Source organism: Pseudomonas sp. BP01 (genome assembly GCF_022760795.1).
Taxonomy (GTDB): Bacteria; Pseudomonadota; Gammaproteobacteria; order Pseudomonadales; family Pseudomonadaceae; genus Aquipseudomonas; species Aquipseudomonas putida_Q.
The window spans coordinates 22,648-45,751 of the sequence record NZ_JAFBKA010000016.1 but is presented as its reverse complement, the minus strand read 5'-3'; the positions used below and the strand labels follow the sequence as shown (position 1 = coordinate 45,751).

The 23,104-nt window shown below is 59.8% G+C and carries 21 protein-coding genes and 1 pseudogene; 9 read left to right on the top strand and 13 right to left on the bottom strand.

Annotation, left to right across the window (positions count from 1 at the left end; all coding sequences use genetic code 11):
• Positions 1 to 8: 8 nt before the first annotated feature.
• The 7 genes from JOY50_RS15940 to JOY50_RS15910 all read right to left on the bottom strand — a co-directional run bounded on the left by JOY50_RS15940 (position 9) and on the right by JOY50_RS15910 (position 7,838).
• Positions 9 to 1,439, bottom strand: coding sequence for a mannose-1-phosphate guanylyltransferase/mannose-6-phosphate isomerase (locus JOY50_RS15940; RefSeq protein WP_243055498.1), 1,431 nt, complete (start codon positions 1,437 to 1,439; stop codon positions 9 to 11).
• A 27-nt stretch (positions 1,440 to 1,466) separates the two neighbouring features.
• Positions 1,467 to 2,558, bottom strand: coding sequence for a polysaccharide biosynthesis/export family protein (locus JOY50_RS15935; protein WP_243055497.1), 1,092 nt, complete (start codon positions 2,556 to 2,558; stop codon positions 1,467 to 1,469).
• Positions 2,551 to 3,657 carry an ABC transporter permease gene (locus tag JOY50_RS15930; protein ID WP_243055496.1) on the bottom strand — a complete coding sequence of 369 codons (1,107 nt, stop codon included), beginning with the start codon at positions 3,655 to 3,657 and terminating at the stop codon, positions 2,551 to 2,553. Before JOY50_RS15930 ends, JOY50_RS15935 begins: the two co-directional genes overlap by 8 nt.
• Positions 3,658 to 3,711: 54 nt before the next feature.
• Positions 3,712 to 4,365: an ABC transporter ATP-binding protein gene (locus JOY50_RS15925; RefSeq protein WP_243055495.1), complete on the bottom strand. Its 654-nt coding sequence runs from the start codon at positions 4,363 to 4,365 to the stop codon at positions 3,712 to 3,714.
• A 13-nt stretch (positions 4,366 to 4,378) separates the two neighbouring features.
• On the bottom strand, positions 4,379 to 5,170 hold the full coding sequence (locus JOY50_RS15920) for an ABC transporter permease (RefSeq protein ID WP_243055494.1): 792 nt from the start codon (positions 5,168 to 5,170) through the stop codon (positions 4,379 to 4,381).
• A 498-nt stretch (positions 5,171 to 5,668) separates the two neighbouring features.
• The gene (locus JOY50_RS15915) at positions 5,669 to 7,030 is read right to left on the bottom strand and encodes a phosphomannomutase (protein WP_243055493.1); all 1,362 of its coding nucleotides are present in this window, start codon (positions 7,028 to 7,030) and stop codon (positions 5,669 to 5,671) included.
• A gap of 418 nt (positions 7,031 to 7,448) precedes the next feature.
• Positions 7,449 to 7,838 carry a hypothetical protein gene (locus JOY50_RS15910; RefSeq protein WP_243055492.1) on the bottom strand — a complete coding sequence of 130 codons (390 nt, stop codon included), beginning with the start codon at positions 7,836 to 7,838 and terminating at the stop codon, positions 7,449 to 7,451.
• 204 nt (positions 7,839 to 8,042) lie between these two features.
• Between JOY50_RS15910 and JOY50_RS15905 the strand changes: the two genes are divergently transcribed.
• Both JOY50_RS15905 and JOY50_RS15900 read left to right on the top strand, forming a co-directional pair.
• Positions 8,043 to 8,792: a hypothetical protein gene (locus tag JOY50_RS15905; RefSeq protein ID WP_243055491.1), complete on the top strand. Its 750-nt coding sequence runs from the start codon at positions 8,043 to 8,045 to the stop codon at positions 8,790 to 8,792.
• A 256-nt stretch (positions 8,793 to 9,048) separates the two neighbouring features.
• Positions 9,049 to 9,879, top strand: coding sequence for a hypothetical protein (locus JOY50_RS15900; protein WP_243055490.1), 831 nt, complete (start codon positions 9,049 to 9,051; stop codon positions 9,877 to 9,879).
• A 252-nt stretch (positions 9,880 to 10,131) separates the two neighbouring features.
• Here JOY50_RS15900 and JOY50_RS15895 read toward each other — a convergent pair whose 3' ends face one another.
• Positions 10,132 to 10,407: a DUF3077 domain-containing protein gene (locus tag JOY50_RS15895; RefSeq protein WP_132844662.1), complete on the bottom strand. Its 276-nt coding sequence runs from the start codon at positions 10,405 to 10,407 to the stop codon at positions 10,132 to 10,134.
• Between the two features lie 653 nt (positions 10,408 to 11,060).
• Here JOY50_RS15895 and JOY50_RS15890 point away from each other — a divergent pair.
• The gene (locus tag JOY50_RS15890) at positions 11,061 to 11,396 is read left to right on the top strand and encodes a ComEA family DNA-binding protein (RefSeq protein ID WP_243055489.1); all 336 of its coding nucleotides are present in this window, start codon (positions 11,061 to 11,063) and stop codon (positions 11,394 to 11,396) included.
• A 118-nt stretch (positions 11,397 to 11,514) separates the two neighbouring features.
• Here the strand turns inward: JOY50_RS15890 and JOY50_RS15885 are convergent, their stop codons facing one another.
• Positions 11,515 to 11,682 (bottom strand): DUF2897 family protein, encoded by a 168-nt coding sequence (locus JOY50_RS15885; protein ID WP_016500979.1) that lies wholly within the window; start codon positions 11,680 to 11,682, stop codon positions 11,515 to 11,517.
• Positions 11,683 to 12,150: 468 nt separating this feature from the next.
• Here JOY50_RS15885 and pyrF point away from each other — a divergent pair, with 468 nt between their 5' ends.
• A complete protein-coding gene (gene pyrF, locus JOY50_RS15880; RefSeq protein WP_138736951.1) occupies positions 12,151 to 12,852 on the top strand; it encodes an orotidine-5'-phosphate decarboxylase in 702 nt (233 codons plus the stop codon).
• Positions 12,853 to 13,013: 161 nt separating this feature from the next.
• Here pyrF and JOY50_RS15875 read toward each other — a convergent pair whose 3' ends face one another.
• Positions 13,014 to 14,015, bottom strand: coding sequence for an NADP-dependent oxidoreductase (locus JOY50_RS15875; RefSeq protein WP_138736950.1), 1,002 nt, complete (start codon positions 14,013 to 14,015; stop codon positions 13,014 to 13,016).
• Positions 14,016 to 14,190: 175 nt separating this feature from the next.
• Between JOY50_RS15875 and JOY50_RS15870 the strand changes: the two genes are divergently transcribed.
• Positions 14,191 to 14,952 carry an SDR family oxidoreductase gene (locus tag JOY50_RS15870; RefSeq protein ID WP_138736949.1) on the top strand — a complete coding sequence of 254 codons (762 nt, stop codon included), beginning with the start codon at positions 14,191 to 14,193 and terminating at the stop codon, positions 14,950 to 14,952.
• A 72-nt stretch (positions 14,953 to 15,024) separates the two neighbouring features.
• On the opposite strand, the gene JOY50_RS15865 is transcribed toward JOY50_RS15870, so the two are convergent.
• Entirely contained in the window at positions 15,025 to 16,194 is a 1,170-nt protein-coding gene (locus JOY50_RS15865) for an MFS transporter (RefSeq protein WP_243055488.1), read from the bottom strand.
• A gap of 224 nt (positions 16,195 to 16,418) precedes the next feature.
• Here JOY50_RS15865 and JOY50_RS15860 point away from each other — a divergent pair, with 224 nt between their 5' ends.
• Positions 16,419 to 17,828 carry a PLP-dependent aminotransferase family protein gene (locus tag JOY50_RS15860; protein ID WP_243055487.1) on the top strand — a complete coding sequence of 470 codons (1,410 nt, stop codon included), beginning with the start codon at positions 16,419 to 16,421 and terminating at the stop codon, positions 17,826 to 17,828.
• Here the strand turns inward: JOY50_RS15860 and JOY50_RS15855 are convergent.
• Positions 17,818 to 18,561 (bottom strand): outer membrane beta-barrel protein, encoded by a 744-nt coding sequence (locus tag JOY50_RS15855; protein WP_138736947.1) that lies wholly within the window; start codon positions 18,559 to 18,561, stop codon positions 17,818 to 17,820. The two genes, JOY50_RS15860 and JOY50_RS15855, sit on opposite strands and share 11 nt — an antisense overlap.
• 405 nt (positions 18,562 to 18,966) lie before the next feature.
• Between JOY50_RS15855 and JOY50_RS29295 the strand changes: the two are divergent.
• Both JOY50_RS29295 and JOY50_RS29290 read left to right on the top strand, forming a co-directional pair.
• Positions 18,967 to 19,998 (top strand): annotated as a pseudogene (locus tag JOY50_RS29295) (methyl-accepting chemotaxis protein); the annotation flags it as partial.
• Between the two features lie 27 nt (positions 19,999 to 20,025).
• Complete coding sequence (locus tag JOY50_RS29290; protein WP_403012941.1) at positions 20,026 to 20,907, top strand: methyl-accepting chemotaxis protein; 882 nt, start codon at positions 20,026 to 20,028, stop codon at positions 20,905 to 20,907.
• 142 nt (positions 20,908 to 21,049) lie between these two features.
• Here the strand turns inward: JOY50_RS29290 and JOY50_RS15845 are convergent, their stop codons facing one another.
• On the bottom strand, positions 21,050 to 22,240 hold the full coding sequence (locus JOY50_RS15845; RefSeq protein ID WP_019471938.1) for a benzoate/H(+) symporter BenE family transporter: 1,191 nt from the start codon (positions 22,238 to 22,240) through the stop codon (positions 21,050 to 21,052).
• 145 nt (positions 22,241 to 22,385) lie between these two features.
• Between JOY50_RS15845 and JOY50_RS15840 the strand changes: the two genes are divergently transcribed.
• A complete protein-coding gene (locus JOY50_RS15840; protein ID WP_132844675.1) occupies positions 22,386 to 22,988 on the top strand; it encodes a glutathione S-transferase family protein in 603 nt (200 codons plus the stop codon).
• Positions 22,989 to 23,104: the final 116 nt, after the last annotated feature.

The window sequence follows — 23,104 nt, the reverse complement described above, 5'->3', positions numbered from 1 at the left end:
AAAGTTAATTAAATTGTTTCAGCCGGTGCAACTGGGGCACGGCCGTATCTGTCTTCAAAGCGAACAATGTCATCTTCGCCAAGGTAGGTCCCAGATTGCACCTCAATCATCTCCAGAGGAATTTTCCCTGGGTTTTCCAGCGCATGAACTACACCTACTGGAATGTATGTCGATTGATTTTCAGTCAGCAAAATTTGCTTCTCTCCGATTGTCACCTTGGCTGTGCCTGTTACTACAATCCAGTGCTCGGCACGATGGTGATGCATCTGTACTGACAGCTTCTGGCCAGGCGCTACGGTGATACGTTTGACCTGATAGCGTGAACCGTTGTCGATAGAGTCATAAGCCCCCCAAGGGCGATAGACCTTACGATGATTGGACGCTTCAGTACGTTTGCTCTCCTTGATGCGGTCTACCAGTACTTTAACATCCTGCGCGTTAGCCTTGGATGCGACCATTACGGCGTCGGCAGTTTCCACGACTACCACGTCATCAAGACCAAGAACCGATACCAAGCGGTGCTCTGCATGGACATAGGTATTGGAAGCCTTTTCCAATAGCACGTCGCCGCGAGTCGCATTACCGTCTGCATCTTTGGTCGAAATTTCCCATACCGCAGACCAAGAACCTACGTCATTCCAGCCTGCGTCCAAAGGGACGACCATTACTTCATCAGAGCGCTCCATGACAGCGTAATCAATGGAGATGTCTTCTGCTACGCTGAACGCTTCGGGGTCAAGGCGAATGAAGTCCAGATCCGAAGTAGAAAGTGTGATCGCAGCTTCAACCGCCAGAACTAGCTTTGGTGCGAACTTTCTAAGCTCTTCAAGCATCGTGGAGGCTTTGAACAGGAACATACCGCTGTTCCAATAGTAGCGACCGTCTGCAAGGTAGCTCTCCGCAGTTGGAAGATCGGGCTTCTCAACAAACGATTCTACTCGCTGTGCCCCAGAAGCTTTTTCAGGAACACGGATGTAGCCGTAACCGGTTTCCGGTTTGCTGGGTACAATGCCGAATGTAACGATCTTGCCGTCCCGGGCTGCTTCTGCGCCCACAGCAAAAGCTGTGCTCAGACTCTCCAAGTCGTCGATCGCGTGGTCTGCAGGCAGAACCAAGAGCAGTTCATCTTGACCAGCGCGCATCGACTGAATCACTGCAGCAGCAATCGCTGGTGCCGTGTTACGCCCGACAGGCTCAAGCAGAATGCTGTTCGGAGCAATTCCAAGAGCACGACATTGTTCCGCTACCAAAAAGCGATGATTCTCGTTGCTGACTACTATCGGTTTCAAAGGTCCACTCTGAATGCCCGCGAGGCGCGTCAGTGTGTTCTGAAATAGTGTCTGCTCACCGCTGATGGCGAGGAACTGCTTCGGGTGCATAGCCCGGGATAGAGGCCACAGCCTTGACCCAGAGCCTCCGGAAAGTATGACGGGGATCATTTAATTTCCTTATCCTTGATCAGATAATTAATTGTAAGCGCCAGTGGCGCGGCCGAGCAGCATCGTCTGGACAACTGGTGCGATAATTTTTTGCCACTCGTAAACCGCCGCATTGGTGACATAAATAGTGTCGTCAGGTTTGATTACAATCTGGCGAGCGTAGAAAATGGCTGCTGGATCGCGCATATTCAGACGCAAAACAGTTGGCTTTGTTTGGTTTCCATTGCCCATCCGGAAAACAAAAACCCCTTCCGGGTTGGCATTTGCTTCGCGCAAACCGCCAACACTACCCAACGCGTCTAGCAAGCTTGTGTTCTGGCTGGGAAGATCCTTCAAACCAGGTTCGGCTACTGCACCCATCGCGACGAAGCGCTGACGTGCACGGTCCAACACTACTTCGGAGTTTGGGCGAAGCACCATGTTGTTGCCAGCGAGGACATCTTCATAGTTGAACTGTTGTACTTGGCTACCATTCCGCACGGTAACGTTGACCAGGTGCGGCTCTAGAACAGGACCGCCTGCCTGGTTAACTGCATCGAGCAACGTAAGTGGGCCTTGCAAGGTGCTGAAGCGTCCTGGGGTCTTGACTGCCCCAGCAACAAGTACTGAGCCGGACAGATCTCCGACAAGTTCGACATGGGTCTGTACGTCGGTTGTGATGCCCTTCAATTGACGACGAATCATGTTCTCAACCTGATTCAGCGTCATGCCCGCTACAAATTGGCGCCCAACATAAGGCAATGACAGCATGCCCTGAGCATCGATACGCGATTTCAGCTGAGTGCCACCGGTTGCAAGTGGGGCGAACACTGCAGAGCCTTCGGGCGCGGTGTCGGCGATCAATACGTTCAGCACGTCACCAGAAGCCAAGCGCACCTCGGGTGGCTGGGGCTTAGTGACATTAGCTTGGGCAGGGCGGGGCGCTCCTGCCATGTAGGGTGCAATGGTGCTCGCACTGATATCGACGAGGTTATATGCCTCTGTTTTGCTCTCGATCGTGCCTTTGTAGGGTCCAGCGCCTGATAGGGTACCACCGCAGCCGGATAGGCCAATGGTTGCCAGCGCGAGAGCTGCCAGCTTCAGATTGATTGACTTGGAGGCAGCCAGGGATTTAATCACGATGATCCTCGATCGAAGCCAGAATGAAGCGGGTAATGCCGTAGAGCATCAGGAGACCAAGCAAGATTGTTGCCAGGTTGTACCAGCGCTCCGGGTATAGGGCGAGTTGTGGTGTATTTGGGCTGACTACAGTAACCAAGGTGCGAATCTTCTTGCTTGCTTCGATTCGAGCATTGTCGAGCGCAGCAACAGCGGTCTTGTAGGTTTCTTCGGCGATACCAGCATCAAGGGTCAACTGTTGGAATTGAGAAGCGACTACGTTGAGCTGCGAACCCTGCGGGGACGAAACCAGCAAGCGTTTCTCTTTCGCCAATTGACGGGTGATGGCTTCGACCTTCTGCTTTTGCTGGCGGACTTGTGGAGCGTCAGCGCGCAGTTTGAACGACATCTCGGTCAGAACTGCCTGTTCCTTGGTGTACTGGCCTTCCAGGTCCGCAATGATGGTGGCTCGGCTTTGTGCGGTGTTGCCACCGTCCAGCACCTTGTTCTCGTTCTGGAAGTCCATCAGCTGGGTCTTGCGCTTGGAGTAGTTGACGCGCGCTGTTTCCAGTTCGCCTTGAGCAAATTTCATCTGCTCACGGGCAATGTTGTGGCTGACTTCGTTGACGAAGTGTTCGCTGGCCTGAAGGATGACACGCAGCATTTTCTCGGACAGTTCAGGGGTAAATGCCTGAACCTCGACACGCAGCAGGCCGGTGGTTTCGTCGTAGTGCGCCGAAACCATGCGCTGGTAGTACTTCAGCAGGTCTTCGCGCGGTGCGTCCTTGTCCAGCCAGAAGAACACGTCGCTGCGCTGGGCGGCGAACTGCTCGATCCACTGCACTTTGTCTTCAAGCAGCAGCATCATGTCCATTGAGGTGATGTATTCGCGCAGGTAGAGGGTCTCTTCCCGCGAGGCTGGGTTGGTGCCGGTCAGCAAGGTAGCAAGGCCTGGCATCTGCGCACCTTGATTGTTGCCATCCTGGCGTACCACCACTTGGGCGGAGCTGACAAAGCGGTCGACGGCGAATGCGCCGTAGTACACCCCGGCCAGGATCATCGGCAAAACCACCATGGCGATTGCCAGGCGCCAGCCTTTCTTTTTACCCGTACTGCTCATAGTTGGATGCATCCTTGAAGTCGAACGGTACTGCATAATGGAGAATTAGGGTGCTCAGCTGTTATAAGCCTTGATGCCTTCGGCAACGTCGTCGTACACCTGGATGGTACCGTTACGTACTAGCAAAACGACGTCACAAAGCTTCTCGATTTCGGGCATGGAGTGAGAAACCAGCACGACGTTCGATTTTTGCAGTTTGTCTTGAAAAACTTCGGCGCACTTTCGCTTGAACTGTGCGTCACCCACCGACATCACTTCATCAATAAGGTAGTAGTCGAAGTCGAAAGCCATGCTAAGGCCGAACGCCACGCGTGAGCGCATACCAGAGGAATAGGTCTTGATAGGCTCGTCGATCCAGTCACCGATTTCTGCGAAGTCCTGAACATAGCGAATCTTTTCGCGCATGGCGTCGCCGGTCGCACCATAGATGCGGCAGACAAACTTGATGTTGTCTCGCCCAGTCATGCTGCCCTGGAAGCCGCCCGTCAAGCCCACAGGCCAGGAAATGCTGCGGTCGGTAGCAATAATTCCGGAGTCAGGCACGTCAGCCCCCCCGAGCAGCCGCATCAGTGTGGACTTGCCGGCACCGTTACGGCCGATGAGTCCGATGTTTTTGCCTGGCGGTATGGCCAGCGACAGATTGCGGAAGACATACCGCCGACCATTGGGCGTAAGGTACGACTTGGTTACGTTTCTGAGCTCGAACACGTTTGGCCTGTACTTAACCGTTCTTGGTGGAAATCAGGTGCATCCTGCGGGCGCGATAGGCACCTAGGGATAGGAACAGCAATACTAGGGTGAAGCTGATTACATAGGTCTCGGACACGCCGTCGACCGGAGTGTAATGCGGAAGCACCTCGGCACGAATCAGTTCAAGGAGGTGCAGGAAAGGGTTAAGCAGCAGCACTGGCATCATGGCTTGGGGCAGATAGGAGGCTGGGATCAGAACACCAGATATGAAATACAGCGGGAAGAAGGCCATGCGAATTATGATCTTCAGGCTGGGCAAAGCGTGGGTGAGCATGGCCAGGAACATTCCCAAGCCGAAAGCGAACATTAGTCCGACTAGCAGGGTAGCGATCCATTGCAGAGGGCTATGAATGGACATGTCGAAGCCGAACCATGCAAAGCCGAACACCAGAATGGCGTAAACCGTGGCTGCGATGCAGGTTTCTACAATGACGCGGGCGACGTATGTGTCAAGGGGCTTAATTTGCTTGTAGCCAAAGAGCGAGCGGTTTTCCCGCAAGCTGTCCATCATCCGCAGTGCGGTGTTGCGGTAAAGCAGGAAAGGCGCCATACCAACCAGAATGAACACCGGGTATTCCACCCCGGACACTGTCCGGCCGCGCAGCATCGCAAAAAGTAGTGTGAAGAGAAGGAGGTGAACCAACGGCTCCAGCAGCATCCACAAGGCACCCATGCGTGTGCCCCCAACGCGTGCACGCGCTTCGCGCAAGACTAAAGCGAAGATGACCGATTTTTGGATCTGGAGAGACGAACGAGCTTTCAAGATGGCGACCGCAAAGCAATGCAGCGCGCCTGAGCACGCCGGAATTCATCTTCAGGAAAGGCTCGCCCGGAGGCGATTTCTGACGGTTATTCCGTAAACTTCCCTGTTCTAAGGGGCAGAAGGGTAAGCGTCAGAGGGCATAAGCGTCAAGCGAGGTGCTACAGATGTCGTCGAAAGTTCTAACCAATTGGCCATATTCGAGACGAAAGGCAGTACAGAGTATGATGGTATGTTGCCATCATTTTTAGTAGGAGTCGCGAGCTACCTTTTGCTCGTGGGGAAAACGACCGGATGAACAGGCTTGTATTGCGTAGTAAGGAGCGCAGATATGTGCCGGTCAGATGCTGACTAGACGGTCTGTGGGCCGGAACCGTACCAGGGGTACCGAAGGCTTGCAAAAGCTTAAGGCCAGGGGCTGCATGGCAGCCTCAAAATGCCGCGGTATGCGCGAAGGGGACTTGCGCACACCGCAGAGGCACCAGAAATTTGCTGATCCGGTTATTCCTGGATCAGACGGGCAATTTCGGCGACGCGTTCAACGACCAGGGCCTCATTTGCCCGGCTCTCAACATTCAGGCGCAGCAGAGGTTCGGTATTGGAACCACGCAGGCTGAAGCGCCAGTTAGCAAACTCGACGCTGATGCCGTCGGTGCGGTCGACGCTGGGGTTGTGCGGCAAGTAGAACGCCAGAATTTTCTCGATGGTACCCTTTACATCAGCCACTTCGTAGTTGATCTCGCCACTGCACGGGAATGCCGCAATGCGCTCGTCCACCAGTTGGGCCAGGCTCTTGCCGGTGTGGCTCATTAGCGCGGCGACCAGCAGCCACGGGATGTTGCCGCTGTCGCAGTAAGCGAAGTCGCGGAAGTAATGGTGGGCGCTCATTTCGCCGCCGTACACGGCGTCTTCGGCGCGCATGCGCTCTTTGATGAAGGCGTGGCCGGTCTTGCTCTGAATGGCCTGGCCACCGGCGGCGGTGACTTGCTCGATGGTGTTCCAGGTCAGCCGTGGGTCGTGGATGATCTTGCTACCGGGGTGCTTGGCTAGCAGCATTTCGGCCAGCAGGCCGACCACGTAGTAGCCCTCGATGAAGCGCCCTTGGTTGTCGAAAAAGAAGCAGCGATCAAAGTCGCCGTCGAAGGCGATGCCCATGTCCGCACCAGTTTCCAGCACGGCCTGGCGAGTCAGGTCGCGGTTTTCCGGCAGCAGCGGGTTGGGGATGCCGTTGGGGAAGTTGCCGTCCGGTTCACCGTTGATGATGGTGATATCCAGCGGCAGGCGTGCTTTGAGCAGCTCCAATACCGGGCCTACTGCGCCGTTTCCGGGGTCGGCTAATACTTTCAGGGGCTTGAGTGCGCCCAGGTCGATATAGGTCAGCAGGTGATCGATGTAGGCAGACTTGTCGAACGCTTCGCGCACGCTGCCCGGCGTGGCCGCCTTAGTACCAAGTTCGCCTGCTTCAACGCGGTGGCGGATGTCGTTCAGGCCAGTGTCACCGCTGATTGGACGCGACTGCTCACGCACCAGCTTCATGCCGTTGTACCCCTTGGGGTTGTGGCTGGCGGTGACCATGATCCCGCCATCTGCCTTGAAATGGCTGGTGGCGAAGTATACTTCCTCTGTGCCGCACAGGCCGATGTCGATCACGTCGGCGCCACCTTCGGTCAGACCCTGCATCAAGGCACGGGACAGGCCTGGGCTTTCAAGGCGCATGTCACGGCCTATCACGTAGCTGCGTCCGCCCAACTGGGCCACCAAGGCGCGGCCAATGCGGTAGGCGATGTCGTCGTTGAGGTCGCTCGGCACTTGGCCGCGGATGTCATAGGCTTTGAAGCAACGAGTTTGGATAGGTGCGTACATACATCTCTCATATGCGGCGCCGACTGCAGGCACCGTCTAGAAGGGGATGGTGGGCAAAATGATTAGCCGCATGAATTTTACTGCTCTACCTCGCTGAGGCAGGCGGAGCCCGGAAGCAAAAGCCTGGGGCAGCTGTTGCCACGAACCTTTTAGCGCTTGAAGCGGGCGAGGGGTATTCCCCCTGGCTGGAAGAGCCGCCGCTCTGCACTTCGATCAGAGCCGGGGCATCATAGCTGGACTTTCCACAGGTTGCTTGGGGCGCGCCTGGGTAATTGAAGCAATTTTTCCCCTCGGCATGCGAATGGAGTCGAAAGCGGGACATATGGCGTTCGGCTCGCTGGGCGCCAGAAAAATCTGGGCAGGGTTTCGATCGGGCAGCCCCTGGTCGGTCGACAGGGGCTACTGGGAGCGCGACGTTTTAGTGAGCTATATCCATTGGGCCTGACGAGGTGGGCCGGATGATCGCGATGTCCACATGGTAGTTGGCGTAATCGGTAGATCGGGCTTCCGTACGCAAGGTGGCACTCAAGACCACCTCTTGCTGACGATTAATATCAGTCAAGTAATTCTGGAATTGATGCTCTTTCACTATTATCAACACCACGCAGTTCGCACCTTGTGAAAGATGCGCTTTCAGCTCTGCCGGGCTGAACGCTACCGCCACATTACGCTGGTAACTCTCTACCAGGTCATGGGTTGCAGTAGTGTCCATGTTCAATGCCCCAGTGAGGCCGCGGCGATTTGCCATCTTGGTTTGGGTCAGCACATGGCTACACATTTGCAAAAAAAGCGACTCGAACCACTCCACTGTCTTCTCCCTGGGTCGAAAGGGCGTCATAGATACAGCAGATCGCCAGAGATTGCCAGCCTGAGGGGATAATTGGTGTGTGTGCTACAGATGAGGTCTACGGCTGCTTGAGATGGACAACCTAGGCTCAAGGAGCTTTACCTTGTTCATGCGGCCTTGTTATGTTGTTAAGTAGAGGAGTGAATTGTTAAAGCGAGGTCAGTTATGCAAGTGATTGATGAAATAAAAAGGAGCGCGGTTGAGTGCGAAAGTAAACTGTTGGATGAGTATTTGCTCACTCTAAACGAGGCGATGTACGACGCTTTCTTTGACGCACGCGGTGGGGCGGAGACCTATGAAGATGTGCCGCTTTCCCAGATCAAGTCAGTAACCCATCGCAATAGTTTTCGCGCTGTGGGCATGACGTGGCGCAATGCAGTCGCCAATCTGCGCGGCCATAATTGGCAGCCGAACGTCCTCAGCTATTTTAGAAGCTCGATGCGAAACTTGGATTTTCCACCGGAAAACAGCGCAGGCGAGCTTAAGATGGCGCGGTACGGAACGCGATATCACGTTCTGCGAGGCGTCCATAGAGTGATCGCCGGTAAGGCGTGGTTGCTGCATAACGTTGGCGAAAAAGCAGCTTTTTCTAATTGCCTGGTCAAACCGTACTCACTGAATCCCCATATGCGAGCGTTTCTGGAGGAAAATAAGTCCAAAAGCTTCATGTTGTACGATACCCACCTGCATTCCTATGATGGAATATATGTCGGAGCGGAGGTGCCACATTACCTTCTATTTTCGTGCAGTTTTCCTAGGGAGGTCTATGCGATTTCTGGTGACGTACGGCGGGTGACTAGGTTTAGCGCAATCAACCCCCGAATTTGGTATGTCTTTCTATGGTGTACCGGCTTTACCGATAAGTCCCGCTATCAGAGAGTCAGCGAGAGCTGGATAAAGGAGGCGCTGGCCTAACTTGTATTGAGGCACTCTGGGTACATGGTGCTGGACAAGCGCTGTGCGAAACCCCGATAGGCCTGATGCCGCGCTCGGCCGTAAGGTTTTTCTGAATTTACTGCGGTGACTAAATTGGCTGATGGCTGACGCGGGTTGAAGGTAAGCCAGCTGCACCCGCTGCCCTAGGTGTGTGGCGCAAATGAGAGATGGCGGCATACGAAGCGGGCGTAATGCAGCGCGCATAGTAAGATGCGACATCAGTCGTGGAATCTTTGTGTTTTTCAGCAAAATCCGCAAAATTATGGCACTCTGCCAGGCCTCGCTAGCCTTGTGGCTCGCCTTGTACCCGTACCGGGGCACCCGCCCGGCACGCCTGCCTGACCGTGAAACGATGAACATCCACAACGTCAAGAAGTTGTTTATGCCTGATATTTCAGCAGACACAGCCAGCCTTATCCATGCCATAGCCTCTGCCACTGCGGTAATCGCGGCCTTGATCGCGGCGAGTGCAATGATCCTTGCCCATATGACCTCGGATGTGAAAAACCAGCATCCCGAAGTGATCGTTGCGCGGGCCCCACAGGCGGTTACGGTCGTCAATGAGTCGGACGTGCAGGCTCAGCTGGAGATCGAGCAGCTCATGGAGCAGAACGACGCTCTAAGGGCCGAACTGGAGCGCGAAAGGGCCGAGCGGCTCAAGCTGGAGGCCAGCCTTAAGCCCAGGGCGCTGACGCCGCAGGCGCATGACGCCTTCAAGGCATTGGCGGGCGAGTTGAAGGCTAAGACGCTGGCACCGGTGGTATTACTGAATATCCACAAGGATGACAAGGAAGCTGTTCGCTTTGCCAAGGAGATTGCCGTTGCGCTGACCAAGGCAGGCGTACAGGTACAGATCAAACAGCTGCAACTGCAGAAGCAAAATACCGGGACCCAAGTGGTTGTCTATGCCGGTACGGGCAGTGACGAGCTGGAGCAGGCGTTCAAGACGGCTGAGTTTGCAACCGATATCAAACGCTCGGGGCAGAGCCCGCGGGTGAAAGTTGATGATGGGGATGCGATTGCTATTTCGGCCTTTATCAGTGTTTATCCGCGGACAGTGATTTGAAGGGCGGACTGCAGGGGCGCGGTGATGCTTTGTAGTGCTGTGGGGGATGGCACCGGCTGTGCCGGTGTTCGCGGGGCAAGCCCGCGCCTACCAGTTTGCGGGGCGAGGCTGTTTTCGTAAGTTCGTGGGGCAAACCTGCTGCCTTAACGTTGACTCCTCACAAAGCCTGCTTGCACAAAACTCCCACCGACATTGCCTACCCCATCTCGCGGCAAGCGCCGCGCAGCCTCGCCGGGGCTGGGAATAGCGCCATCAATGGCGCTTGTTCTTCGCTATCTCGATGTCATTCATCAAGGCTTTGGCCATGGCCAGCAGGTAATCGGCTGCGCCCAGCATTTTGTGGTCGTCTTCCATGTCGCCTTCGCGCACCAGGTGCTTGCAGTAGCCCAGCAGGACCGAGACGTGTTCATAGGCATCATCGACGGGGACGCCGGGCTGGACGCGGAGCAGGTCCAGGGTGGGGTTGCCGGCTTCGAGGAAGGTTTCGATGCCTGCGGTAAGGATGGGAGAGTGGTCATTGTTTTTCATGGTGAGATTCCAGTGCGTAGACAGAACCCACCACCTCGATCTTTCTCACGGAAAAAGGTGGCAGCCATTGCGCGGGGTGAGAAACCGATGCACTGAAAAACCGGCCAAGCCGAAGCTTGCCCGCGAATGGCTGCCAATGAACAGTAGAGCAGCAGTGCACAACGGGTTCTCACACCCGGTCCCCAAGAGGGCGACCCGGTGAAGTTATCCCTGGGGCATTTCCCCGACAATTCAGCTGCTTCTGACTGGCGTGTAGGATAGTTCGCTTGTTGCTCCCAACTGAAGAGGCGGGGGCAAGGTTTCAGGAAAGTCTGACGCGTCTGGCGCGGTGCGACGCAAGCCCGATTGGGTGTGCGGCCGGGGGAGGGCAGTTCACGGGCGGGCCTTGTTCGGCGGGTGGTGTAGGAGAATGACCGGGCGTTGGTGGGCAGGGGCTACGGGGTAAACGCGGATCTGGCTACAGACACAGGGCCCTGGCCGACCGGGGGGAACGGCCGCTGTTGGTGGGTGGGCGAAGCTGACCGTTTTGCTGACCGATCCGGTAACCATTCGCGGGGGTTGTTGGGTGTTTTGCTGCCGGGTTAGCCGCTAGGGTTGGTTGCGCAGCCGAAGGAAAACGGCTGCAAAAATGACCAATCCAAGGAGTGTTGACCATGCGCAATAACGTTCTGTCGTACCTGCTGCTGCCGCTGTTCGCCAGTTTGTCTTTCTCCATTAGCGCCGCCCCGGCCAGCGCCACGGCAGTGGCCGAACCTGTGCCGGTGGTGGCCCAGGTACAGGCACAGCAGGCGCCGAGGCTGGACTTGAACACGGCGGATGCACTGACCCTGCAAAAGGAGCTGAACGGCATTGGCAAGGCCAAGGCGGAGGCTATCGTGGCCTACCGCGAAGCCAATGGGCTGTTTGCTTCGGTGGATGAGCTGCTGGAGATAAAGGGGATAGGCAATGCGTTGCTGGAACGTAATCGGGACAAGGTGATGGTGGAATAATAGGGCAGGGGCTGGGGCGCTGCCCTGGCCCTGCCTTTACCCTGCCTGGAAAGGCACAGCCTTGCCTGCTTCGCGGGGCAAGGCCGTTCGCATAATGACCACTTGAGGGCTGGGCGTTCTAGCGGTCTTGGGCGTCTTTGGCGTCCGCCTCGGCATTGCGCTCATGTACCTTGCGCAGTTGCTCATCGGTGAGCGGCAGTTTTTTTGCCGTGTCGCGCAGCATCATCAACCCGCCGACGATGGACCCGAGGGCTATGATAAGTATCAGCCAGGCATACCAGGGCATTGTCGTTCTCCTTTGATCGGGCCATGGGTGAAGCTAGTACGAAATTTGAGCGATTACCCGTTCCGTTGGTTCAATTATAGGAGATCGCGCAGGCGGCGGGCTTGTCGGGGTCCTTGTGGAGATTGCGGTGATAACAGGGGGTTGGTGGCGCCTGCTTGCGGAGCATGCTGCGCGGGGGATGGCACGGGCTGCGCCCGTGTTCGCGGGGCAAGCCCGCTCCCACAGTGATCGCGCTAGCGTTTAGGTGCTGTGCAAGGCAGTTGTTGCGGTGATCGCGCCAGCTTTTTGGTTTTGTGTGAGGCAGTTGCTCACACAGGGGCGCTGTTCTCTGTGTGGCAGGGGCGGTGAGTGATGTGCCGTTGCATGTGAGCCACGATTGCCGGGCAATTCGGTGACCCGCGGGCCCCAAAGCCTGCGTCACTTCGTTTACAATGCGCGCCGTTTTCGACTTGCCAAGAGACCCTGCCCATGTCCGCCTGCCAGACGCCCCTGATCGTCGCCCTGGATTTCCCTACCCGTGAGGCCGCCCTGAAGCTGGCTGACCAGCTAGACCCCGCGCTGTGCCGGGTGAAGGTTGGCAAGGAGCTGTTCACCAGCAGCGCTTCGGGCATTGTCGAAACCCTGTGCGACAAGGGCTTCGAAGTGTTCCTGGACCTCAAGTTCCACGACATCCCCAACACCACGGCCATGGCGGTAAAGGCTGCCGCCGAGATGGGGGTGTGGATGGTGAACGTGCATTGCTCCGGTGGCCTGCGCATGATGGCCGCCTGCCGTGAAGAGCTGGCCAAGCGCAGCGGCCCGCAGCCTTTGCTGATTGGCGTGACCGTGCTGACCAGCATGGAACGTGAAGACCTGGCCGGCATTGGCCTGGATGTCGACCCGCAAGAGCAGGTGCTGCGCCTGGCGGCGCTGGCGCAAAAGGCGGGCATGGACGGTTTGGTGTGCTCGGCGCTGGAGGCCCCGGCGCTGAAGGCGGCGCACCCCTCGCTGCAACTGGTAACCCCGGGCATTCGCCCGGCGGGTAGCGCGCAGGATGACCAGCGCCGCATCCTCACCCCGCGCCAGGCACTGGATGCGGGTTCGGACTACCTGGTGATCGGCCGGCCGATCAGCCAGGCCGCAAACCCGTCGCAAGCGCTGGCGGCGGTGGTTGCAGAAATCCGTGCGTAAATAGCCTGACACGGCCCCTGGTAGGAGCGGCCTTGTGCCGCGAAAGGGCTGCGCGGCAGCCCCGGCGATATCTGCACCGCCGCTGAAATCCTGAGGGCCGCTCTGCGGCCCTTTCGCGACACATGGTCGTGCCTACAGGGGGCTGTGCAAGCCTTCCAGGTTTAGACTTTCAGCACCAACTTGCCAAAATTCTCCCCGTTGAACAGCTTCAGCAGCGTCTCGGGGAACGTCTCCAGCCCCTCCACCACATCCTCCTTGCTCTTCACCTGCCCACTGGCCAGCCACCCGGCCATCTCCAGCGCGGCCTTGCCGTAGTCCTTGGCATGGTCCATCACCACAAACCCTTCCATGCGGGCACGGTTCACCAGCAGCGACAGGTAGTTGGCCGGGCCTTTTACCGCTTCCTTGTTGTTGTACTGGCTGATCGCGCCGCAAATCACGATGCGGGCCTTGAAGTTGATGCGCGTCAGCACGGCATCGAGGATGTCGCCGCCCACGTTGTCAAAATAAACGTCCACACCTTTGGGGCATTCGCGCTTCAGGCCGGCCAGCACGTCTTCGGCCTTGTAGTCGATCACGCCGTCAAAGCCCAGTTCATCTTTCAGGTACTGGCACTTCTCGGCGCCGCCGGCAATGCCGACCACGCGGCAGCCTTTGACCTTGGCAATTTGCCCGACAATGCTGCCCACCGCACCGGCCGCGCCGGAGATGACCACGGTTTCACCGGCCTTGGGCTGGCCAACTTCCAGCAGGGCGAAGTAGGCGGTCATGCCGGTCATGCCCAGTGCCGACAGGTAGCGTGGCAGGGGCGCCAGGTTGGGGTCGATCTTGTGCAGGCCCTGGGGCTCGCCGGTGAAGTAGTCCTGTACGCCAAGGGCGCCGCTCACGTGGTCGCCCGGTTTGAAAGCCGGGTGGTTGGAGGCAACCACTTCGCCCACGCCCAGTGCCCGCATCACCTGGCCCAGGCCGACGGGGGGGATGTAGGATTTGCCTTCGTTCATCCAGCCGCGCATGGCCGGGTCCAGCGACAGGTACAGGTTGCGCACCAGCACCTGGCCTTCGCCAGGTTGTTCGGCGGGCACGCTTTCGAAGGTGAAGTCATCACGGCGCACGGCGCCGACCGGGCGTTTGGCGAGCAGGAAGCGGCGGTTGGTCTGAGTCATGGAGGGGTCCTTGTGGGCAGTGGAAGAGGCTAGGCGTTCAATCTACCTTGTTGATGTAGGCAGGTCGTTAACATCACTGACAAGCATGGTAGCCCAACCGTTGGTGTGATGATGCTGCCCGGCCAGGCGGTGGCTGACTATGCTCTGAATCCCACCATCCCCTCAGGAGCACGCAATGAGCATGACCTTTTCCGGCCAGGTAGCGCTGGTCACCGGCGGCGCTGCCGGCATAGGCCGGGCAACGGCCCTGGCGTTCGCCCGCGAGGGCCTGAAGGTGGTGGTGGCCGACCTCGACCCGCTGGGCGGCGAGGCGACGGTGGCGCAGATTAACGCCGCAGGTGGCGAGGCTGTGTTCATTGCCTGTGACGTTACCCGCGACGGCGAGGTGCGCCAGTTGCACGAGCGCCTGATCGCCGCCTTTGGCCGGCTGGACTATGCCTTCAACAACGCCGGCATCGAGATAGAACAACACCGCCTGGCCGAAGGCAGCGAGGCGCAGTTTGATGCCATCATGGGCGTGAACGTGAAGGGCGTGTGGTTGTGCATGAAGTACCAGCTGCCCTTGCTGCTGGCTCAAGGCGGTGGGGCGATCGTCAATACCGCGTCGGTAGCGGGGCTGGGGGCGGCGCCGAAGATGAGTATCTACAGCGCCTCCAAGCACGCGGTGATTGGCCTGACCAAGTCGGCGGCCATCGAATACGCCAAGAAGGGCATCCGCGTGAATGCGGTGTGCCCGGCGGTGATCGACACCGACATGTTCCGCCGCGCCTACGAGGCCGACCCACGCAAGGCCGAGTTCGCCGCCGCCATGCACCCGGTGGGGCGCATTGGCAAGGTTGAGGAAATTGCCAGCGCCGTGCTGTACCTGTGCAGCGATGGCGCGGCGTTTACCACCGGGCATTGCCTGACGGTGGATGGCGGGGCCACGGCGATCTGAGCGAACTCAGACTGCCTGTGCTGGCCCTATCGCCGGCAAGCCAGCTCCCACAGAGCCCGCGGGTACCTGAAGTTAACGCGAACCCTGTGGGAGCTGGCTTGCCGGCGATAGGGCCCTGCCAGCCCACCACAATGCCAGCCCCACCGCTGCACAGCCCACCACCAACACCCCGCCAAACACCAGCAGCGCCACCTGTGACCCCAACCGGTCACTCAGCAAACCGGTAAAGATTACCGGCAAGCTGAACCCCAGGTAGGCCAGCAGAAAGAACCCGGCACTGGCCCGTGTTTTCTCGCTGCCGGCCAGCTGGTTTACCGCGGCCAGCCCGCCCAGGTAGATAAACCCGTAGCACGCACTGCTGGCCGCCACCGCACCCAGCAACACCGCACTCAACTGCCCGCTGTTCGCGCCCCAGGCCAGCACCGCATAGCTGCACGGCAGTATCAGCAGCCCCAGCAATGTGGCCGTGCGGCTACTCATGCGCCGGGCCATGGGCTGGAACAGTAGCCCGCAGCTGATGACGCAGAAGGTGGAAAACCCTGACCAGGCGCTAAGGCCATGCTGGCGCAGAATGCCTGGCAGCAAGGCAATCACCAGCCCCACGCAGGCCCACGCCAGCAAAATGGCCAGGCCATAGACCACGCTGCCACGCGGGTAGCAGGGCAGGCGCAGCATAGGGCTGCGCTGGGCTGGGCGCGGGTCGGGCAGGCGCCATACCAGCACGATGGCCAGGGCCGCCAACAGCAGGTGCAGGTGGAAGCTGCCTGGGGTGAGGCTGGGGCCGCGTAGCAGGAACAGGCTGGTCAGTGCTGCCCCCAGGCCGAAGCCCAGCGAGGTGCTGGCGGTGACCCAGTTGGCCGAGCGGGTGGTGTGCTCGCCGCCCATCAGTTCGCCCATGTAGGCGGTGGCCGTGGCCGAGGCCAGCCCGGTGCCCAGGCCCAGGAACAGCCGCGCCAGGCCCAGCGTTTGCAGGCTAGGGGCCAGCAGCATCAGCACGGTGGCGACCATCGACAGGGCGAGGGCCGCCACGATCAGTGGCCGGCGCCCGACCCGGTCGGCCAGGCCGCCCAAGGCCAGCAGCACAGGGAGCACGCCCAGCACATAGCCAGAGAAGGCCACCGCGGTGGCAGCGGCGCCCTGGCCAGAAAGGTCGGCGTAGGTGATGTACAGCGGGGCCTGCAGGTTGACGGCCAGGGTAATCAGGCAAAGGGCGAAGGCCAAGCGGGCCGGGGCGGAGGGCATGGTAGTGTCCTGGTTTCTCTAGTGGTTGTACCGGCCCTTTCGCGGGTAAACCCGCTCCCACAGGATCACCACAGCCGCGAGTGCAGTGCGAAGCCTGTGGGAGCGGGTTTACCCGCGAAAGGGCCGGGCCTGCTCACTCTGATGCCAGCCCATTCCCCCTGCCATACACACCATCACTCCATTTATGCTTAACTGTTCGCTCAAAATTTGCGAACACCTGGCCCATGCACTTTCCCCTCGACCGCACCAGCACCACCCCGTTGGTGCAGCAACTCACCCACCACCTGCAAGCCTGGATCGACCAGCAACGCCTGCGCCCCGGCGCCCGCCTGCCATCGATCCGCGCGCTGGCCCGCAGCCAGGCGGTCAGCGCTTCCTGTGTTATCGAGGCCTACGACCGCCTGGTCGCCAGCGGCTGGCTGGAGGCCCGCCACGGCACTGGGTTTTTCGTCGCCGAGCGCAAGCCCGGGCCGGCGATAGACGATACGCAACCCTGGGGTGAGGCTGGCGACGGCAACTGGCGGCAGTTTCGCGAGGGCCATGACGAGTTGCTGAAGCTGGGCTGCGGCTGGCTGCCCAGCAGTTGGCGCGCTGCAACCGAGCTGGCCCACGCGGTGCGGCAGGTGAGCCGCGGCACCCCGCAAGACCTGTTCGACTACTGCCCACCCCTGGGCCTGGCCAGCCTGCGCCAGCAGTTGCACAAGCGCCTGGCGCAACTGGGCATTGCCGCCGGCCTGGAGAGCATCCTCACCACGCACGGCGCCAGCCATGGCCTCGACCTGCTGGTACGCACCCTGCTGCGCCCGGGCGACACGGTGCTGGTGGAAAACCCCGGTTACTACAACCTGTACAACCTGCTGCGCCAGCACCAGGTGCACATGCTGCCGGTACCTCGTACCGCGCAGGGGCCGGACCTGGCCGCCCTCGAGGCCCTGCTGGCCACGCACCAGCCGCGCTGCCTGTTCATCAACAGCCTGTACCACAACCCCACTGGCACCAGCCTCACGCCCAAGGTGGCCTACCGCCTGCTGGAGCTGGCCCGTGAGCACAACCTGCGCATTATCGAGGACGATATCTACGCCGACTTCCAGGAGGGCCCGGCTACGCGCCTGGCCACCCTCGACAGCGAGCGACGTGTGATCTACATGGGCAGCTTCTCGAAAACCCTCAGCAGCTCGTTGCGGGTTGGCTACCTGGTCGCCGAGCCTGCGCTGCTGGCGCGCCTGGCCGAGCTGAAGATGGTCAGCGGCATTGGCACGTCGCGTTTTGCGGAGCAGGTCGTGGGGCAAATGCTGGCCAATGGCAGTTACCGCAAGAGTGCGCAGCGCCTGCGTGTGCGCCTGGGCCAGCACATGGCCCGCTTGCTGCGGCAGCTGGAACAATGGGGCTGGCAAGTGTTCTGCGAGCCGTATGGCGGCATGTTCGTCTGGGCGCGCATGCCGGGGCAGGGCTTCAACAGCCTGGAGCGCCTGGCGCTGGCGCATGCCGTGTTGCTTACCCCCGGCAGTGCCTTCGATTACCAAGGCGCCAACAGTGACTGGCTGCGCATCAACGTCGCCTATGGGCAGGATGCCCGCGCCCAAGCCTTTCTGGAACAGGCCGGGCAGTTACCCGGCAGCCCGGTTAAAAGCTGATGCCTACTTTAAGGCCATACTCATCGCGGGTTTGTTCGTCGGCGTCAGCCATCACAAACTGCCCGTCCAGTTCATAGTTGTAGCGGCTGAAGTAAAGCGAAGCGAGTATTGGCACTGCGCCGTCCTGGTTGAACAGCACGCTAAGTTCGGCAAACGGGTTGTTGGTATCGTTCAGGTCGACGTCTTCACGGCTGATGCCATGTATTTCCAGTTGCGAATCACCGTTGATAACATGGCGAATACCGGCTTCGAAACGCAAGGTGGCATTATTGAAACGGTAATTGTAGCCCGCCGCAATTTTGCCGAACGGCGTGCGGTTGGTCAGGTCCACGTCATAGCGGCTGGTATTGGGTTGCAGGCGGTTCCATTTATAGCCGGCACCCAGCAGCAGGTCGACGGAATGGCGTTCGCTCAGTGCCAGGCGCCAGCCCAGGTCCAGGTCGGCCTGGCCGTCCTTGAGCTTCTGGTTCTGTTTTTTCGAGTACATGCCGCTGGCTTCTGCCTGGTAAATTGGGCCTTCTATTGCCGTCATCTTGTTGCCGAAGTTTATGAATAGCCCGCCTTCTGGCATGTCGTCGTTTTCATTGTCACGCCCGTTCAATTCCAACTGTGTGTAACTTCCTTGAACACCAATGCTCAATAACGGTGCAGTGGAAGTTGCGGCATGGCCCACCAAGGGCAGCGTAACCAGCAGCAACGGGGAAACCACAACAGTCAACAGGGCTGTTTTCATGAAAAGGCTCCAGAGGGCACGACGGGTCCGAAGCGGGCCAGTTACCGATCACGATAGCGCTGTTTTTAAATTGAATAGTGGCCATTTAATATTTTTTCTTGCCCCACTCTTGGCGTAAAAATTATGGCGTCAAAGTCGTTTATATAAATGTGTTATTGGAATAACTTGCGGGTGAGCTTGCTTCAATTTGATTGGGCCGAGGGCCTGGCGTGGTGCAGTACTGAACTAACATTATTGGCTTGATGCTGGCGGACGCCGCGGTGATCAAAACCGACCTCAATGCAGCTAAAAGCGACAAGCCATAGCTATTTGACACTATTCTGACGCCAGCCCCTTGTTCATCGGCGGGCAACGTTGCCACCCTTGGCCTTCGGGATAACCTCGCAAGCAGAAGGGGAATCGGCGATGGGCGCGAGCAAGCACAGTGTGCTGGCCAACCTGGGCATGGCCCGCAAACTCGGCCTGGGCTTTGCCTTGGTGCTGGTGCTGACCCTGGCGGTGGCGGCCATCGGTATCGCCGCACTGCACAGCGTTGGCCAGCGCTTCGACAGTTTGCGCCAACTGGCACAGTTCAATACCGACCTGCTGCGCTTGCGTCAGCATGAGCAGGCATTTGCCCTGCGCTCTGACATCCAGCAGGCCGAGGCCTTGCGCAGTGGTGTGCAGGGCCTGGCCGAGCGCGCCCGTGGCCTGCCGGCATTGGCGGCGGCCGAAACCGACCTGGCTGCCTACGGCCAGGCGTTCGAGGCTTTTGTAGCGGCGGTGCAGGCCAAGGAGCTGGCGCTGGACATGGCCAGCTGGTCGGTGTCCAGCGTCGCCAATAACCTGGATGTGCTGCAGGCCGGCCTGGCCGATGACGGCGTGTATACCCTCAAGCAGTCCCAGGGCCAGCAGGGGGGCGAGTTTCTTGAGCAGGCTGCACAGGTGGCGCAGGTGTCGCGGCTGATGTTGCAGGCCATGGACGAAGCGCGGGTACGCCTGGAAAAAAGCCGCAAGGGCGAAGAGGGTGTAAGCCAGGCGCGCATTGCCCAGACGGTAGAGGCCGCCAGCCTGGTTGGCCAGTTGCAGGGCGCGGTCAGTGATGCCGGCTACCAGAGCGTGCTGGGCGAAGTGGCAGGGCACATTGGCAGTTTCTCGGAAAAACTCAACGAATACACCGACCAGCTAGCCCGTGAGCAGGGGCTCAAAGCCCAGTTGCAGGCCAGTGCCGAGCAGGTCACCGGCAGGGTCGACCAGGCCTACCTGGGGCAGCAGCAGGCCCTGCAGGGCGAACTGCAACGCAATGCCGTGGCCATTGCCCTGGCCACCGGCCTGGCGCTGCTGGTGGGTGTGCTGGCCGCTTGGCTGATTACCCGCGCGGTGGTGGGCCCACTCAAGCATGTGATTGCCCGCGCCCAGCGCATTGCCGCTGGCGAGCTTGGCTTTGATGCACAGGCCCCGCGGCGTGACGAGGTGGGGCAGTTGATGCAGGCCATGCAGCAGATGGCGGCGGGCCTTTCGGGCATTGTCAGCGGCTTGCAGCAAGGCATCGAACAACTGGCGGGCAACGCCCAGGCATTATCGGCAGTCACCGAGCAGACCAACCGTGAGGTGGGCAGCCAGAAGGAGGAAACCGAGCAGGTGGCCACCGCCATGCAGCAGATGACTGCCACCGTGCACGATGTGGCGCGCAATGCCGAGCAGGCGGCGCAGGCGGCCCAGGCGGCGGACGACAAGGTCGGGTCGGGGCAACAGGTGGTGCGTCAGAGCATGCAGCGCATCGAGCAGTTGGCGGCGGCGGCGGAAACGGCCAGCGCCGGTATCGACAGCCTCAGTGCCGAAATCCACACCATTGGCGACGTGCTGGAGGTGATCAAGAGCGTGGCCGAGCAGACCAACCTGCTGGCGCTGAACGCCGCCATCGAGGCCGCCCGCGCTGGCGAGCAGGGGCGTGGTTTTGCGGTGGTGGCCGACGAGGTGCGTGCGTTGGCGCGGCGTACCCGGCAGTCTACCGAGCAGATCGAGGTACTGGTTGCCAGCTTGCGCGGCAACGCCCAGCAGTCGGTGGCGCAGATCCGTGGCAGTACCGAGCTGGTCCGGTTGGCGGTGGCTGATGCGCTGCACACCGAGAGCGCGCTGGGCAGCATTGCGGCTGCGGTGTCATTGATCCAGCAGATGAACCAGCAGATTGCCGCGGCGGCCGAGCAGCAGAGCTCGGTGGCGGAAGAGATCAGCCGCAGTGTCACGCAGATCCGCGGCAGTGCGGACCAGGCCGCGCTGGCGATGCAGGATAATGCCCGGTCGAGTGTGGAGCTGGCGCAGTTGGGTACCGATTTGAAGGGGATGGTGGGGCATTTCAGGTTGTGAGCCTGGCCATGAGTATCTGTCGCCTGTACCGGCCTCTTCGCGGGTAAACCCGCTCCCACAGGGATATCACTGGCTTGAGAACAGCGCTATACCTGTGGGAGCGGGTTTACCCGCGAAGGGGCCAGTACAGGCAATAAATAACTCAGGCCTTGCGCGGGTTGAGGATCATCAAGGCCAGCACCCCCGCCACAATCCCCCAGAACGCCGAGCCAATCGAGAACAACGTAAGCCCCGACGCCGTCACCATGAAGGTAATCACCGCCGCTTCACGCTCGCGCGCTTCGCTCATGGCCACGGTCAGCCCGTTCATGATCGAACCAAACAGCGCCAGCGCGGCAATCGACAGCACCAGCTCTTTGGGCAATGCGGCAAACAGCGCCGCCAACGTCGCCCCGAACACCCCGGCGATGCCGTAGAAAATCCCGCACCACACCGCGGCGGTGTAGCGTTTGCTCGGGTCTTCGTGGGCGTGCGGCCCGGTGCAGATCGCCGCGCTGATCGCCGCCAGGTTGACCCCGTGCGAACCGAATGGCGCCAGCAGCAATGAGGCAAAGCCGGTGGCCGATATCAGCGGCGAGGCCGGCACCTGGTAGCCGTCGGCACGCAGCACGGCTACGCCAGGCATGTTCTGCGAGGTCATGGCCACCACGAACAGCGGAATGCCAATGCTGATGGTGGCCGCCAGCGAAAAGCTCGGTGTGGTCCACACCGGCTTGGCCACTTCCAGGTGGAAGCCGCTGAAGTCCAGCAGGCCCAGGGCGCCGGACAATGCCGTGCCCACCAACAGCGCGGCCAGCACGCAGTAACGCGGCGACAGGCGCTTGACCAGCAGGTAGCTGAAGAACATGCCCAGCACCAGCAATGTGCGGTGCTGCGCCGCCACAAAAATTTCGCTACCGATCTTGAACAGGATGCCCGCCAGCAACGCCGAGGCCAGCGAGGCCGGTATACGCTTGACCAGGCGCTCGAAGCTGCCCGTAAGGCCGCAGATGAGCACCAGCACGGCACAGGTGATGTAGGCACCAATGGCCTCGCCATAGCTCACCCCGCCCAGGCTGGTGATCAGCAAGGCGGCGCCGGGGGTAGACCAGGCGATGGTGATGGGGGTGCGGTAGCGCAGCGACAGGCCGATGCTGCATACCGCCATGCCGATCGACAGCGCCCAGATCCACGACGAGATCTGCGCGGTGGTCAGCCCGGCTGCCTGGCCGGCCTGGAACATCAGCACCAGCGAACTGGTATAGCCGGTGAGCATGGCAATGAAGCCGGCGACCACAGCCGACGGGGATGTGTCTGCCAGGGGCCGCAGGCGTGCGGAAGTGGCATCGGTCATGAACAAAGTCCTTGTAAAGGTGTAAGCAGTTTTTTCAGACTACAGCGCGCAAGATTGATCCTTGCCATACAGCGGCCATTGCTTTTAGCCGTACAGTCGCCAACTATTGGGCGCAATTGCGAAACTGCTTGGGAGGGGAGGGGCGATGTACAAGGTCTATGGCGACTACCAGTCGGGCAACTGCTACAAGGTCAAGCTGATGTTGAGCCTGCTGGGCAGGCCGTATGAATGGCACCCGGTGGACATCCTCAAGGGCGAGACCGAAACGCCCGAGTTTCTGGCGATGAACCCCAACGGCAAGGTGCCTGTGCTAGAGCTGGAAGACGGCAGCTACTTGTGGGAGTCCAATGCCATTCTCAACTTCCTGGCCGATGGCAGCGCGTTCCTGCCCAGCGAACCGCGCTTGCGCACGCAGGTGTTGCAGTGGCAGTTCTTCGAGCAGTACAGCCATGAGCCGTACATTGCCGTGGCGCGCTTCATCCAGTTTTACCTGGGGCTGCCGGATGAACGGGTAGAGGAGTACCGCAAGCTGCACAAGGGCGGCTACAAGGCGCTGAGGGTGATGGAGCGGCAACTGCAGATGACGCCCTACCTGGTGGGTGAGCAGTACTCGATTGCCGATGTGGCGTTGTATGCCTACACCCATGTGGCGCAGCAGGGCGGGTTCGACCTGGCCGATTACCCGGCGGTGCGGGCCTGGCTGGAGCGAGTCAGCAGCCACCCGCGGCATGTGCCGATGGTGGGTTGATCTTCTTCCTTTACCGGCCCTATCGCCGGCAAGCCAGCTCCCACAGGTTAATCACAGGGCTGAATATTGTGGGGTCCCTGTGGGAGCTGGCTTGCCGGCGATAGGGCCGGCACAGG